We start from the raw sequence: 14,406 nt of genomic DNA on the forward strand, positions 1-14,406 counted from the left end.
GGACGCGGCCTCGGTCGCCGGCCTGCTGGTCACCACCGAAGCCATGATCGCCGAGGCTCCGAAGAAGGAGTCGGGTGGCGGCGGCATGCCGGCTGGTATGCCCGGCGGTGGCATGGGCGGCATGGGCGGTATGGATTTCTAATCCAGCCCCCTGTCAACCTACAGCGGAAAGGGCGGCAGCAATGCCGCCCTTTTTTGTGTGCCGAGCATGATCGACAGCTTTAGACGTGCAAGTCCTCTACCCAGCCTGATGGCGGCGAAGCGCAACGGCGTCATCGTGAGACGGGGTCTGGCCGTGTCCTTTCGTTCAGCCGCTGGTCGAAACTCGTGCTGCCTTCCGCCGTGCCGTCGATCTTTACAGGGCTGCGAGAAGGCCTTGCCAACGGCTGGCAGACCCTGGTTGCGCTAGAACTCATCGCATCGTTCGAAAGGCTCCGATACCTGATCGCCTATGGTCGTCAGCTCTTTCAATTGGAACTCGTTCTTTCGGCCATGATCGTGGTCGGCCTGACCGGATTGGGATCCACGGCCTGCTCACGTTTGCCTAAAACCATCTGCAACGCTGGCGTCCGGAGACCCAGATGAGCCTGATCACGATTACAGGTCTGGATAGGCTGTCGCACGGCGCTTCCATCGCACCGCCGCCCTTCCGCTTCATCGGCCGACATCTGCGGCCGCTTGAGCCGATGGCGCTGCTCGCGATTTGGGAGTTGCTCGCCCATGCCGGCGCTGCTGACCCACGTTTTCTACCGCCGCTGGAAGAGGTGGCGGCCGCGGCATGGCAGAGTTCAGCCGAGGTGGCCTTGGCTCCAATCTTCTGGCGAGCCTGGAACGTGACCTGATCGGTTTCGTGTGTGGCAGTGTGGCGGAAACGCGTTTGGTCTGGTGATCGGATTTTCCCGCCTCATCGAACGCCTGAGAGGCTCGTGGTCGCGGTTGTATTACCGCTATTACGTGACCTGATCACGTTGACGATGCCAGCACCTTCATTGGCCACTTTCTGAACCATGTACGTCACATCAGGCTCCCCCGCCCGATCGACACGAGCCGGCTCTGTAACCAAGCCGCCGTCATATAGCGGTTCCACAACGGCACTGGCGGCAGTCGTCTTCTCAGCGGCTACGGGTGGACGTTTCAGCATGACGCCAACGAATCCGATGGTGGCAAGGACAGGCAGACCAAGCACCGCGTAGAAGCTGTACTCCGCTGGAGTTGCCTCGGAAGTGGAGCGACAAGGGCCTGATTTGTCTTGCCATGCCGACATTGTCAGCACGCTTTTCGAAGCCTCTGAATTCCTTAGTGTCCATCCCAGCTCGACCTCCGACCATCCCCATTTCCGGCTGCCCGCGGCACGGCAGCCCTCGGCCTCTAGCTGCGCTCGAGCGGATCAGCGTGCCGTCTGCCTTCTCTGGCCGATCAAAATGTCTGCACCCATTTGGCAATGGCCGTTTCGCGCAAAAGTATTCCCCCGTGAGCCGACTTTCCGAATTGGCTTAACTTCCAAATCTGTGGCTTTGCCTGCATTGCGGAGCGCGGAGTTCCGACCACTCGCCCAAGGGTATGCCATGGCGTTTCGTCTCTTTGTTCCGATCCTTGCCGGTGCAACGCTGCGCGAGCGGCTGCTCGCCTGCATCGGGGCCATGATCGGCATCGCATTGACTGGCGTGATCAGTGCGCTGGCGAACGGGTCTGGCCCACATGTCGCACTGCTAGTTGCTCCAATGGGAGCATCGGCCGTGCTGCTCTTTGCCGTGCCTTCAAGCCCGCTGGCGCAACCTTGGTCGATTATCGGTGGCAATACGATTTCGGCGCTGGTCGGGGTGATCGTGGCGCATTTCGTGCGTGAACCCGTTCTTGCTACCGGCATTGCGGTGGCGCTGGCCATCGCCGCCATGTCGTTCACGCGCTGCCTGCATCCGCCGGGTGGCGCCGCCGCCTTAACTGCGGTGTTCGGCGGACCGGCCGTCTTCAGTTCCGGCTTGCTGTTTCCCTTCGTTCCGGTAGCGCTGAACTCGATCGTGCTGGTCGCACTCGGCTACGGCATCCATAAACTGTCGCGGCGCAACTATCCACATGTGGCGGCCCCCGCCCTTAAAAGCGCGCATGGAACCATCGATCCGCCGGCGCGGGAGCGGGTCGGCTTCCAGCCCGAGGATATCGATGCCGCGCTCGGCGCGCTGGAGGAAACCTTCGATATCGACCGCAACGATCTTGAGCGGCTGCTGCGGCAGGTCGAGTTGCAGGCGATGGTGCGCTCCCACCGCACCCTGCTGTGCGAGGACATCATGTCGCGCGATGTGATTTCGGTCGATGAACATGCGCCTGCCGACCAGGCGCGTCACTTGCTGCTCGATCACAACTTCCGGACGCTGCCGGTGACCGACGCCGAGGGCGGGCTGGTCGGTGTAGTTGGCCTGCGCGAGCTGACGAAGGCGACCGACGCGGTGAGGGCTGTGATGTCGAAGGCTGGCACCGCCTCTCCCGATACGCGGGCCATGAGCCTGCTGCCGGTGCTCACCGACGGCCGCAGCCATGCCGTGGTCATCGTCGATGCCGAGCGACGCATTATTGGGCTGATCACCCAGACCGACCTGCTGGCAGCGGCAGCGCGCGTGCACATGGCGGACACAACGCTGGCAGCGGCATAAAATAGGGATCCGGACTTGCTCAATCCGGGAACCCGATGGGGCGCCAATAGGATAGCAGTATGGCGGCCGCCCGACGCTCTCCGGCATCTCCTTCGAGGCGAGCAATGCATCGCCGTCTAGGCAAGGCGAATGCTCCGGACTTCCCAGCCTTTCTTGCCTTGCCCGCCTTCGACAAACACCTTCTGTCCCGCCACCAGCACGCTGAGCCCTGAGCGCGTCAGGGCGCTGGCATGAACGAAGACGTCCTTCTGACCGTTGTCAGGAGCAATGAAGCCGAAGCCCTTTTCGGGTTTGTACCACTTGACCGTGCCCCCCCTCTCCAGCTGCGCACCGGTTTCAACGAAGGTCCCTCCAGCGACGCGCGTATGTGACGGAGTTTTCGAGCGGTGATCGCCGATCTCCAGCACCTGCGCGACTTGATGACCTTTTGGACTTTTTTCGACCGTGATCTTGAGAGGCGTCCCCGCGGCAACATCCCGGCTTCCGGCCGCCTCTAACACTCGCACGTGCAGATAGGCCTCCGTGCCGTCCGACAGTTTGACGAAGCCAAAACCCTTGCTGACTGTGAACCACAATACCTCCGCATCGACAGGATCTGCCGTCACGGGCGGCGGGCGCTGAAAATAGCTTGGCTCGGAAGTCCGTTCCGAAAAGGAAACGGGGTCATCGTCATAGCGATGCCGGCGTGGCTCGCGATGGTCTCGATATTTGCCCATGATCATCTCGACTGGCATGGATGGCGCACTGCGCTACCGTCAAGATAATCTCAATCGGGCGACGCGTTTATGTCAAAAAGGCCGTGAAGGCCGCAGCTGTGCCCGGCCTATCGGCCGAACCCTTTGAAACTAGATTCATTTCCCCTGAAACAATAGTGCCGGCGAGTCGATTTACTGACTCGCATAGGTTGTGTTGGAGTGCGAGTGCGATGATGCTGGCGCGGGCGCACTGGAAGGGCTTTATCAGGCATTGCGGAAAGCCTGCTCCGGGTTTCTTCAAAAGGAACCGAACGGCGGGTCGACGACCATTTGCGCCGGCTCCAGGAGCGCAGGCCTGACCGTGCATGATTATCATCTCCAGCGTCACGCCCAGCGTCGACGCCAAGCCATGGAGAACCATGCCGCGCTGTCGCCGACGAGAACAACGTCGGAATGTCGATCGACGAGCTTTGAATCGGCGCACTCAATGGGCCTCCTTCCCCAAGCACGGATGTCGCGTTGGCACTTTTTGTGCAGCTGCGAAGAGCTAAAATCGCCACGACGGGTGGTGTTGACGCGCCGACAATTATCAGACAAAAACGGAATTCAATCGGTTCAGCCGCTTACGCGGCGGGGCTCTGCTCAACAACCTCGGGGACCATGGACGAACGCGCAAAAGGGACTAGGAAAGGCGGAGCTGGAGGCAAGGCCAACGACGTCAATGCGGACTTGATCGCCGTTGTGGTCGCCATGGACAGCAGCGCCCCCTGCGTTCTGACCATCCCGCAGGCAAACGCCCTGCCCTCGGGCCCGTTCGAGCTTGCTCACCGTTCGCTGCAGTCGGGCCTCAGGGGATGGGTGGAACAACAGACCGGCCAGCCGCTCGGCTATATCGAACAGCTCTACACCTTCGCCGATCGCGACAGGGTTGGCGCTGACGACCGCGTGGTCTCTATCAGCTATCTGGCGCTCACCCACCAAGACGAAGCTGGCGACCCGGCCGGGCGACACTGGGGAAGCTGGTACGACTATTTCCCGTGGGAGGATCACCGCTCCGGCACACCGGCGGTCGTGTTGGACGAATTGCGGCCGCGCCTGATGGAATGGGCGGATGGCACTGACGACAGTACGACACGCCTCGACCGACGACGGCGGGCGGCGATCGCCTTCGGCTTTGACGACCGCCATTGGAACGAGGAACTCGCGCTTCAACGTTATGAGCTGCTCTACGAAGCCGCCCTGGTGGAGGAAGCAATACGCGCCGGACATTCCGCTGCGCCCACCTCGGTCTCGGGCAGATCGATGATCGCCGATCATCGTCGCATCCTGGCGACCGGCATTGCGCGGCTGCGCTCCAAGATCAAATACCGGCCGGTCGTATTCGAACTGATGCCGCCGGTCTTCACGCTTTTGCAGCTGCAGCGCACCGTGGAGGCGCTTGCCGGCAGGCTCGTACGAAAGCCGAACTTTCGCCGGCTAATCGAGCAGCAGGAGCTGGTCGAGGAAACCGGTGAGACAACCGCGGAAACCGGCGGCCGGCCGGCGCAACTTTATCGCTTCCGTCACGCCGTTCTCGACGAGAGGGTGATAGCCGGAACAAAATTGCCGCTCTCGCGGGCTTGACCCGCCTTGCGCCAGCAGCCCTGACGATGTCGCGGACGGCTTGGCCCTTGTGAGAACCGGGATTGTCGAGAATGACGATGTCGCCCGGCTTCAGTGTTTTGTTGAGTTCGGTTTCGACATAGACGCGAAAGGCCTGCGTATTGATGGGTCCGTCAATGACCCAAGGCGCCTCCACCCGATCCTGCCGCAGCGCGGTGATGAAGGTCATCGTCTTCCAATGGCCACATGGTGCGTGGGCCATCAGCCGCTTGCCGCGCACACTCCAGCCGCGCAACGGCGCCATGTTGGTCTTGACCCATGTTTCATCCAGGAAGACCAGCCGCGTAGGGTCAATGCGGGTCTGTGTCGATCGCCGAGATCCGGCGCGGCGCTGCCCTCATGGACAAAGGTCGGAAACGTGACGCACTGGCCGAATGGCTCGCCCGGGACCTGCCGCAGCGCTTCGAGTCGAGAGTCCTGCCGGTGGAAGAACTGGTTGCCTTGGCCTGGGGCGACCTGACGGGCCTCGCGAAGCGGCGTGGCCGCGGTCTGTCATCGATGGACGGGCTGATCGCAGCCACCGCGATCTCCTGACCCATCACATGGCGGGGATCTTCATGCGCTGACGGCGAAACACCCAGATATCCCGCACCTACCACGATCAATATGGAAACGCCTCGGTGGCAGCCACGAGGTCGATGTCATTGAAGATGAGATGAAATAGGCGGATCAGCTCTGCTTTTCGCATCCTTGACGCGCGCTTCATGACAGGCCTCGGCCAAGGGCGTCGAGTTTAGCTTCCGGTTGGATGCTTGCCCTCACCTGGGGCTATGCTTACGGCCATCCCGATCGAGAAAAGCATCGAACGCGGCAGCGACAGCACGAATCACAAAGCGATGCTCCCGCCGTACGCGGACAAAACCGTTTTCGAAGTCCACTATCCCGTCCTCGGCCAGCATCGCCAAGCGTTCAGCTGAATCGAGAAGACGGATCGGATCAGATCCGTGGGCGGCACAGATTGCCTGCACATCGGCCTCGAGATCGCACATTAGTTGCTCGATAATTGCGGCTCGCACGCGGTCGTCGTCGGTGAGGCGATAGCCCTTTGACGTCGCCAGACGGCCAGCTGCGATATGCTGGATGTAGGAATCCCGTGTAACTTCGTTTTGAACGTACCCTTGGCCGATGCGGCCGATAGCCGACGCTCCGAAACCGATCAGGGTTCTGCAGGTGTCGGCCGAGTAGCCCAACGAGTTACGCCGCAGGCGACCGGTTTTCTGTGCCAGCGCGAGCTCGTCGTCCGGCAAGGCGAAATGGTCGAGCCCGATCTCTCGGTAGCCGGCGGCAATCAGCGTCACGGCCACAGCCGCATGCTGTTCAGCGCGGGCAGCGCTGTCCGGCAGAGATTCCTCCTCGATGAGGCGCTGATTCTTTATCTGGGATGGAATGTGCGAGTACCCGAACACCGCAAGCCGGTCGGGGCGCATGGCGACCACCGCCCTCGCTGTCTCGACGCAGGATTGCACCGTTTGATGCGGGAGACCAAAGATGAGATCGAAGTTGATGCGGCTCACGCCGTGCCGACGCAGCATTTCCACGGCAGCCGACGTCTGGGCCTCGCTCTGGATCCGATTGATCGCTTTTTGAACGATTGGATCGAAGCTCTGCACGCCGAGGCTCGCGCGGTTCACGCCGGCCGCTCCTAAGGCCTCGGCCATCTCGACCGTGAACGTGCGTGGATCGATCTCGATGGCGACCGTAGCTGTTTTCGACAGAGCGAAGCGGCGTCGCAGGAACTCTATCAGAGCGAGGAACTCGGGTGGTCCTATGAGAGACGGAGTTCCGCCGCCGAAATGTATGTCGCTCACGGGCAACGTCTGCGGCACTCGCTCCGCAACCAGACGGATCTCTTCACGCACGGTCGCCAGATAGTTGAGGATCGGCGCATCATGGCGGGTGATGGTGGTGGGAAAGCCGCAATACCAGCACGCTGATCGGCAGAACGGAACGTGCAGATAGAGTGACACCGGACCGTCAGCCGGCAGGTTCTTGAGCCATTCCTCATAAGCCTCGGCGCCGACCGCCCCAGAGAACTCCGACACAGTCGGATAGATAGTGTACCAAGGCAGCCGGGCCTCTCGATATTTCGTGGTCTGCAACAGTTACCGTCCCATGCTGATAACCACCAACCTTACCGCTGCGCTCGCCTGTGTCTTTGCGCTATGTCAGTCCGTTCCGCTTTGGGCTCGAAACTTGTATTTCGCAGCAATAGCGGCCGTTCAATCTTGGCTGGACGGTCAGCGACTGGCCATGGCTGTTCCCGCCGCGACCCTCACGCGTGACCGTTTGGTTCCACCATCCCTTCCCTTCAGCCAGCGCCTGGTCGCGTAGATTCTGCTGAGCGGCTGCCGCATCCAACGAGATAACACCGCGTTGGGACCAGACTTTGCTCGCCAGCTAGCGCAGCCCCATGGTGATCTCTGGCATCTCGATGAGCTCGTTTTGTGAATTGCTGGCAAGAAGCATTAGCTGTGGCGCGCCGTCTATCAGGACGAGAGCCTGCTCGACGCGACCGTCAGGTCCGCCGCAATGCCAAGGCTGGCGCGCCTACTGACTCCCTGGTGAAGGCAAGGCTGCGCGTTCAGCGCGTGATTACCGACCATCGCGCTCGCCAAAATGACGGCGTCGTACCGAGCGGCGCCCGCCGCATGATGTCTCAACGTCGGGGCTCACAGCAAACAAAGCTGTCGCCATTGAACGAAACTGTCGCGAAGCGAACAGACGAACCGTAGCCGAAACGTTTGCCGTTCGTGCTTGGATTGATCCGCAAGGCAGAAAGGAAGGAAGAGCCAAGCAAGGTCCGCCGGCACACTTGAGCTTCAAGCCGCAGCTGCGTCGTCAGGATGGCACGTCATTTGCAATAGAAGCCTTTGTGACGGCCCGCCCACAACTAGCGGAGATGACCGGTGATGGTTTGTACAGAAATGTTGAATGGCGTCGTTTCGGCAATAATTATATTTGTAATAACAATTGCATATCTGTAACAATAATACCCAATAGTATTCTCAATTTCTCATGAACATCTGGCATGACGAGAGCATCAAAACTGCTCAAAAATTCACTCAATGCGCATCGTTATCGAATGGTTCTAGCAAAAATTCATTTCACTGACGTCCATCCCTTTTACTGTTTGAACGGAGATCAACAATGAACATTAGGAGCCTCCTCCTCGGCTCAACTGCGGCACTGATTGCCGTTTCCGACGCTCGCGCCGTGACCGCCGTTGCCGAGCCTGACCCGACTGAGTACGTTAAAATCTGCGACGTTTACGGCTCAGGCTACGTCTACATTTCAGGCACTGAGACCTGCCTGCGCATCGGCGGCTATGTCCGTTACGACATCGGCTTGCGCCATGTCGGATTGTTTGACCACGCAAGAACCTCCGATGTGAGGACTGGTGAGCATCAGGACACATGGCAAAACAACACGCGCTTCACATTGAAAACTTGGACCGGCCAGGAGACCGAACTCGGCACGTTGAAGACCTACACCGAAACCCGCATGAACTTCGGTAACCGCCACACTTCGGTTTCGGACAGTTCTCGGTCCTATGCCTTCAACGGAGACAGCACCTTGACTTTCGCCTGGATTCAGCTTGGTGGCCTCCGAGTTGGTAAGGACTGGTCGGCCTTCGACATGTTTATTGGCGGCGCGGTTGACGTACTCAACCAGACGCCGGTTCCGTACGGCGCCTTCGATACCAATGTGGTTCAGTACTACTTCGACGCCGGGAACGGCTTTTCGGCCGTGGTTTCGCTCGAAGAAGGCTCGGGCGTGGTCGGCACAATCGACAGCTACTCTCCGCACGTAGTCGGCGGCTTGAAATACACACATGGCTGGGGCGCGATCACCGGCGTTGCCGCTTATGATAGCAACTACGAATCGGTGGCCGCCAAGGTCCGTGTCGACATCAATGTCACCAACGAACTGTTGCTGTTCGGAATGCTCGGCTACGGTTCCAACGGCAAGCTCAACGACGACTCCACGAACGCCATCGACGCTCATGGTCGCGGCTTCTATAAGAGTTGGGGTGGGAACTGGGCTTTCTGGGCTGGCGCCACTTACAAGCTCAACGAGACAACTTCGTTCAACCTTCAGCTCTCCGGTGATCAGCTCAAGAACCATGGTGTCGCTGCAAACGTCGCCTATGCGTTTCTTCCAGATTTCACAGTTACGGCGGAACTCGACTATGGCCGATACGGTAACTTCGCCGTCGGCAAGGTGGACGGCGCTTCCAACATGAATTGGACCAACGCCAACAAGAAGAGCAGTGTCGGCGGAATCCTGCGTTTCGAACGCTCATTCTAACGGATGAAAGGGCGCTGAGGCAGGCATCGCATGTACTTGTCGTCGGCGGATCGGACTCCAGTGGGGTGCCGGAATCGCGCGCGATATCGAGACGCTCTCCTCCATGGCGCGTGCGCAGCTGCCTTGCCGTCACTGCGGTGACGGTGCAAACACACGACAGCGTCACGGACATCCTTCATCTGCAACCCGGTCTGGTGGCCGATCAGATGCGTGCAGCGATCTCGCGGGCGTCGCGGCGTAGTGAGCGCGGGCGCGGCCGTGATGATCGTGGCGGGAGGGAGAGGTAAGGAGCGTCTTTCCTTTGAGAATTCGCGTTTACGGGTACCCACGATGCACAACGGGCGAGTTTTTCAAAGAGGCGCGTCCTCCTTCGAAGCGCTTCGGAGGGCCAGGCTCTAGGCTCGCCCCGAGCCCCTGCGTAGCCTGCGGGGGAGCTGGGTCTCGGCCCATCCGGGTAACGATCCTTCGCGCGGTTATGGAAACGATCGCATTTGCCGATTATCGCATAAAACTTGTTATCGCACGACTAAAAAAACTTGCAACTCCACAGCATCATTGACTTGTGGCCTATCAGCACTACATACTTGTAATCGCACAGCTCTAAAAACTTGCAAAGGCACGGCCATGGCCAAGCCCTATGAAAAACTCGCTGTATCACTGGCCGTCCTCAAAGAGCTGCAGGAGGGTGGGCGGCGCATATTCAAATCAGATGAGCTGACCCGCGTCCACCGGGAGCGGCTGCTGCAGAACGGGTTCCTGCGCGATGTTATCAAAGGCTGGCTCATGTCGACCGGCCCGCAGGCACGGCAGCAAGACACCACCCCTTGGTACGCGAGCTTCTGGGAGTTCTGCTCCCTTTACTGCAATGACCGGTTCGGCAAGGACTGGTTCCTCTCACCGGAGCAGTCGCTGCTTCTGCACGCGGAAGCGCCCACTATTCCGCCTCAGGTGGTGGTGAACACCCCCAAAGGCACGAATAACAAAATCGACCTGCTGTTCGGCACTTCGCTCTATGACCTCAAGGTCAAGGAGATGCCGGCCGAACTGACAGAGAAAAACGGCCAGCGCGTGTTCACTGTCGAGGCCGCCCTTACCCGGGTGCCGGAAGCGTTCTTCCAGCGCGCCCCTATCGAGATGCAGATCGCCATGGCGTCGGTGCGCGACGTATCAACCGTTCTGGCCCTGCTGCTTGATGGCGGCCATTCCGCCGTGGCGGGACGGCTTGCGGGGGCCTTCCGTCGCGTAGGACGCGACTCCTTTGCCAATGAAATCGTGGCCGCCTTCAAAGCCGCCGGCTATGACGTGCGCGAATCCGATCCGTTCGCGGGACAAATTGGAGTGACAACTATTGCGGCGGGCGTACCGCCGTTGGTCGCCCGCCTGCGCGCGATCTGGCAATCGCAGCGCGAAGCCATCATCGAGATATTCCCGAAGGCACCCGGACTGCCGTCCGACAAAGACGCCTATATGAAGTTCGTCGAGGATATCTACGAAAGCGACGCCTACCATTCGCTGTCGATAGAAGGGTACAGCGTCACCCCGGAACTCATCGACCGGGTGCGCGAGGGGAGCTGGAATCCGGAGATTGATGAAGAGGACCGCAAGAACCGAGATGCGCTTGCCGCGCGTGGCTACTACCTCGCATTCCAGAAGGTCAAAGACTCTGTTGCCGCGATCATCAACGGCAAGCCAGCCGGCGCGTTGACGCGGGACACTCACCGGGAGTGGTACCGGGAGCTGTTCGCGCCGTCAGTGACCGCCGGCATCCTCAAAGCCAGCGCGCTTGCGGGATATCGCAATCACCCTGTGTACCTGCGCGGCTCGCAGCACGTGCCGCCGCGTACCGAAGCGGTGGCCGATGGTATGAATGAGCTGTTCGACCTGCTGGAGGCGGAGAAGGAGGCCTCCGTGCGTGCCGTGCTGGGGCATTGGCTTGTGGGCTATGTGCACCCCTATCCGGACGGCAACGGACGAATGGCGCGGTTCCTCATGAACGCGATGCTGGCTTCAGGCGGTTACCCCTGGACAGTCGTCAGAGTCGATGACCGGAAGGCCTACCTCGCAGGGCTGGAGGAGGCGAGCGGCAATATGAATGTGAAAACGTTCGCCGCCTTTCTCGGCGAACGGGTGAAGTGGTCTATGGAGAAGGCGGCGTGAGGTCGGTGGTGTGCCATGTTTAACTTGCTTGTCTCGGGCCACGGCGAGTGGTGGGAAACGCCGCCGTTCACGTCAACCATTGACCGGTTCAAGGAATCTAGCGGCGCCGAGGCCGAGGCTATCGACCTCGCGCCCTGAAACATTGCGCCGGCTGGAGGAAATCCCGGCGCTTTTGATGTACGAAGTCGGGGCGGGAGGCCCGCACGCGCGCGTGGTCCGGCACAGCCGCATACGCAATATCGTTCGGCGCGGACACGAACTGGCCTTCACCTTCGAGCCCGATCCGAAACATGCCTTTCTCGACCGGTCAGCGGTGTTGAGAATTGCGGACCGGCTGGGCATTCAACAGTTCGAACAGCACCGTACGCACTGGGCGATCAAGGATGGTGACATTCCGGCCGAGCTGATTGCCACCAGCACCGCTGAACGGGCGCAGCGCACCATTGCCGTGGTTGCGGCAGAATATGTAGAAGCGCGCCGCGAGGGACGAAGGAGAGAAGCTGCCGAACTGGCCGAAGAACTGGAGGATTTTCCTCCCTCGCTGGAGAAAGCACTCTCGCTCGTGCCGGCGCGTATCCTTCAGCAGCCGACACCCGAATTATACCCGATCCTTGGGATAGAGCCCCGCACGCCCGAAGGCCGCAACGCCGTCGTGGCCGTCGTCGCAAGGGATCACAATGGGCAGGACTTGCCTGCCGACTGGTCTTATTCGCTGGCGTGGTTCCTGGACCTTTACGGCAGCGCCACGGAAGCGGGGCGCCTTGACGGCGCGCTGGCCGAATGCGCAACGCATATGATCGCGCTCGGCACTGGCGAGGGAGAAGCCGCCGCCCCGGTTGAAGATATCGGCTACGCACTCTGGCGCTGTTCGCGAAGCCCGAAACTTATCGGCGATCTGCGCCGGGAAATTGCGGTCCTGACTGATCGCCTCGTGCGCCGCCAGGAGGGTGGGGGCTACTGGAATGAAACTAGAGAAGGGGTTCCCCGGCCCGGCCTGCGCGCCACGGCCCTTGCGACAGTCGCCCTTCAGCGGCTTGGCGATGACCGCTACCACGACGCAATTCGGAAAGCCGTGTCATGGCTGATCACACAAGTTATTCCTGACACAGGCGCGCTTCCGCGCGACGCGGGCGACGACGATCCCGAGGTCATCGCCACGACACTCGCGATGGAGGCTATTCGCCGGTCTGATTTTGTCGATGACGTGCCCCACGTGCTGGCGGCTGGAGATGCCTGGCTGGTCTCCGGTCAGACCGTGCTGGGAGGCTGGCAGGCAGAGCCGTGGGCAGAGGATTTTGTCGCGGCCTTGGTGCTTGAATATCTCGCGCGCCAAAACGAGATGCTGCCGCAGGTCGATGGCTTTCTCCTGATGGCGCGCGACTTCTTCGGCAAGGCAGAAGAGCTGCAGCTGGAAGGCGGCGCCAATAATCGGCGGCTTGCTGCCATAGCGACCGTGCATGCTGTGGAAATGTTCCTCTATGGGCTGTTTGAGCGGCGGGAAGATTTGGCGCTGTCAGCCTTCCGCGAAAACGGCACTGAGACGCTCGGCCCCCGGGAAGCGCTCGGCGCTCTGCAGGCTGCGTTGCAACGGATCGGGGTGCTGCACGCGCCGCAACGGCTGTCCCACCGCGACAATCTGAGTGCGTTGGTCGGGCGGGGTGACGGGATCATCCATCGCGCTCACGAAATTAGCGAAGCGGAACTCAGAGACGGGATGAAGCATGCCCGGCGCTTTATCGAAAAGTATGCCCGGTCGCTGCTCGACTTGAACCTGTTGGAGTGAATGTACGTGATTGAGGGGGATGATGAAAAGAAGCGATATTCCAAAGGACGTTATGGCGGCTATTCCGCAAGGCCGCGGAAGAATATGGGGCAGCGATGCCCCGGCGAAATGGCCCGGATGTGCTGATGACCGGACGTTACCAGTTCGGCAGCAACGAGCGCCGATGGCGACGACATTCTCGGCGATGCAGACGAATATCTGATGCGCCATTTCGCGACTGAGAGCGGAAAGAGCAAAGGCCAGTTCTACACCCCCGCCGAAGTCAGCCGCATCATGGCGCAGATCATCGGCATTCGGTCCGCCAAGACCAGCGGCGACACCACCGTCTACGACCCGACCTGCGGATCGGGATCGCTGCTGCTGAAAGTGGCCGACGAGGCCGGGACCAATGTCACGCTCTACGGGCAGGAGAAGGATTCGGCCACCAGCGGTCTCGCGCGCATGAACATGATCCTGCACAACGCACCCACCGCGATGATCATGCAGGGCCACACTCTCACCGATCCCAAATTCCGCGACGGCGATGCGCTCAAGACCTTTGATTACGTCGTCGCCAATCCGCCCTTCAGCGACAAGCGCTGGAGCACCGGGCTTGACCCGCTTCATGATGAGCTGATCGCTTTAAGTCGTTTCGGCGTACCGCCCGCCAAGCAGGGCGATTACGCCTACCTGCTACACATCGTCCGGTCGCTGAAGAGCGCCGGTAAGGGCGCCTGCATTCTGCCGCACGGCGTTCTCTTCCGCGGCAACGCCGAAGCCGAACTCCGGCGCAACCTTGTGCGCAAGGGATACATCATCCACACCTACAAATTCAGCGAGGCGGTGGAGGACGAAGTCGTTCTCGACCTCGTTTATGAAGCACGCGATATCGACCAGCGCCTGGGTTCAGAGGACAAAATTGATCAGTGGTTCGATGCCAAAACCGAGGCCCTGAATGACTGGTAAAGGGATGAGCTAAAAAAGAAATGGGGCACGATGCAACGTGCTCAGCTCGCGATCCCGCATGGATCGTGTCGTCAGCGACATCGTCTTCGATTTCAGCGTGAAGCCCCGCCTGTCAAGCGAACGCGGCAACGCAATTCTCGTGGCCTCCAGCATCTACGAAGCCTGCAAGTACTTCGAGCTTTTTCAAAAAAACCCCGTTCCGCAATAA

General features: G+C 60.4%; 10 protein-coding genes and 4 pseudogenes. 10 read left to right on the forward strand and 4 right to left on the reverse strand.

The genetic code is table 11. The features are described 5' to 3' along the window. Window positions 1–309: 309 nt before the first annotated feature. The 3 genes and pseudogenes from NKI50_RS27160 to NKI50_RS27170 all read left to right on the forward strand — a co-directional run. Window positions 310–585: pseudogene (locus tag NKI50_RS27160) on the forward strand (ABC transporter permease); the annotation flags it as partial. Next, a complete protein-coding gene (locus NKI50_RS27165) occupies window positions 582–842 on the forward strand; it encodes a hypothetical protein (protein WP_023721400.1) in 261 nt (86 codons plus the stop codon). The pseudogene NKI50_RS27160 and the gene NKI50_RS27165, both read left to right, overlap by 4 nt. Before the next feature lie 723 nt (window positions 843–1,565). After that, on the forward strand, window positions 1,566–2,648 hold the full coding sequence (locus NKI50_RS27170; RefSeq protein WP_352718114.1) for an HPP family protein: 1,083 nt from the start codon (window positions 1,566–1,568) through the stop codon (window positions 2,646–2,648). A 116-nt stretch (window positions 2,649–2,764) separates the two neighbouring features. Here the strand turns inward: NKI50_RS27170 and NKI50_RS27175 are convergent, their stop codons facing one another. Continuing rightward, window positions 2,765–3,364, reverse strand: coding sequence for a cold-shock protein (locus tag NKI50_RS27175; protein WP_352718116.1), 600 nt, complete (start codon window positions 3,362–3,364; stop codon window positions 2,765–2,767). 279 nt (window positions 3,365–3,643) lie between these two features. Beyond that, a pseudogene (locus NKI50_RS27180) lies at window positions 3,644–3,856 on the reverse strand (3-methyl-2-oxobutanoate hydroxymethyltransferase); the annotation flags it as partial. Window positions 3,857–4,003: 147 nt separating this feature from the next. Here NKI50_RS27180 and NKI50_RS27185 point away from each other — a divergent pair. Next, window positions 4,004–4,966, forward strand: coding sequence for an NUDIX hydrolase (locus NKI50_RS27185; protein ID WP_023721404.1), 963 nt, complete (start codon window positions 4,004–4,006; stop codon window positions 4,964–4,966). Window positions 4,967–4,970: 4 nt separating this feature from the next. Here NKI50_RS27185 and NKI50_RS27190 read toward each other — a convergent pair. Beyond that, a pseudogene (locus NKI50_RS27190) lies at window positions 4,971–5,303 on the reverse strand (transposase); the annotation flags it as partial. 5 nt (window positions 5,304–5,308) lie between these two features. Between NKI50_RS27190 and NKI50_RS27195 the strand changes: the two are divergent. Then, window positions 5,309–5,536 (forward strand): annotated as a pseudogene (locus NKI50_RS27195) (PIN domain-containing protein); the annotation flags it as partial. A gap of 227 nt (window positions 5,537–5,763) precedes the next feature. Here the strand turns inward: NKI50_RS27195 and hemN are convergent. Next, a complete protein-coding gene (gene hemN, locus NKI50_RS27200) occupies window positions 5,764–7,104 on the reverse strand; it encodes an oxygen-independent coproporphyrinogen III oxidase (protein WP_352718117.1) in 1,341 nt (446 codons plus the stop codon). A 1,048-nt stretch (window positions 7,105–8,152) separates the two neighbouring features. On the opposite strand from hemN, the gene NKI50_RS27205 reads away from it, so the two are divergent. The 5 genes from NKI50_RS27205 (at window position 8,153) to NKI50_RS27225 (ending at window position 14,406) form a co-directional block, all read left to right on the forward strand. Then, window positions 8,153–9,313, forward strand: a complete 1,161-nt coding sequence (locus NKI50_RS27205) for a porin (RefSeq protein ID WP_352718119.1) — start codon at window positions 8,153–8,155, stop codon at window positions 9,311–9,313. A 624-nt stretch (window positions 9,314–9,937) separates the two neighbouring features. Further along, a complete protein-coding gene (locus tag NKI50_RS27210) occupies window positions 9,938–11,470 on the forward strand; it encodes a Fic family protein (protein WP_352718121.1) in 1,533 nt (510 codons plus the stop codon). A gap of 175 nt (window positions 11,471–11,645) precedes the next feature. Beyond that, window positions 11,646–13,253 carry a prenyltransferase/squalene oxidase repeat-containing protein gene (locus NKI50_RS27215; RefSeq protein WP_352718123.1) on the forward strand — a complete coding sequence of 536 codons (1,608 nt, stop codon included), beginning with the start codon at window positions 11,646–11,648 and terminating at the stop codon, window positions 13,251–13,253. Between the two features lie 174 nt (window positions 13,254–13,427). After that, window positions 13,428–14,198, forward strand: a complete 771-nt coding sequence (locus tag NKI50_RS27220) for an HsdM family class I SAM-dependent methyltransferase (protein ID WP_502900388.1) — start codon at window positions 13,428–13,430, stop codon at window positions 14,196–14,198. Between the two features lie 58 nt (window positions 14,199–14,256). Next, window positions 14,257–14,406, forward strand: coding sequence for a hypothetical protein (locus NKI50_RS27225; RefSeq protein WP_352718127.1), 150 nt, complete (start codon window positions 14,257–14,259; stop codon window positions 14,404–14,406).

Source organism: Mesorhizobium sp. M0563, from assembly GCF_040321065.1.
Lineage (GTDB): Bacteria > Pseudomonadota > Alphaproteobacteria > Rhizobiales > Rhizobiaceae > Mesorhizobium.

Excerpts from the sequence above, each read along its gene's own strand:
- NKI50_RS27175 (WP_352718116.1), bottom strand. The coding sequence starts at position 3,364 with ATGGGCAAATATCGAGACCATCGCGAGCCACGCCGGCATCGCTATGAC.
- NKI50_RS27165 (WP_023721400.1), top strand. The coding sequence starts at position 582 with ATGAGCCTGATCACGATTACAGGTCTGGATAGGCTGTCGCACGGCGCT.
- NKI50_RS27170 (WP_352718114.1), top strand. The coding sequence starts at position 1,566 with ATGGCGTTTCGTCTCTTTGTTCCGATCCTTGCCGGTGCAACGCTGCGC.
- NKI50_RS27210 (WP_352718121.1), top strand. The coding sequence starts at position 9,938 with ATGGCCAAGCCCTATGAAAAACTCGCTGTATCACTGGCCGTCCTCAAA.
- NKI50_RS27225 (WP_352718127.1), top strand. The coding sequence starts at position 14,257 with ATGGATCGTGTCGTCAGCGACATCGTCTTCGATTTCAGCGTGAAGCCC.
- NKI50_RS27215 (WP_352718123.1), top strand. The coding sequence starts at position 11,646 with ATGTACGAAGTCGGGGCGGGAGGCCCGCACGCGCGCGTGGTCCGGCAC.
- NKI50_RS27185 (WP_023721404.1), top strand. The coding sequence starts at position 4,004 with ATGGACGAACGCGCAAAAGGGACTAGGAAAGGCGGAGCTGGAGGCAAG.
- NKI50_RS27205 (WP_352718119.1), top strand. The coding sequence starts at position 8,153 with ATGAACATTAGGAGCCTCCTCCTCGGCTCAACTGCGGCACTGATTGCC.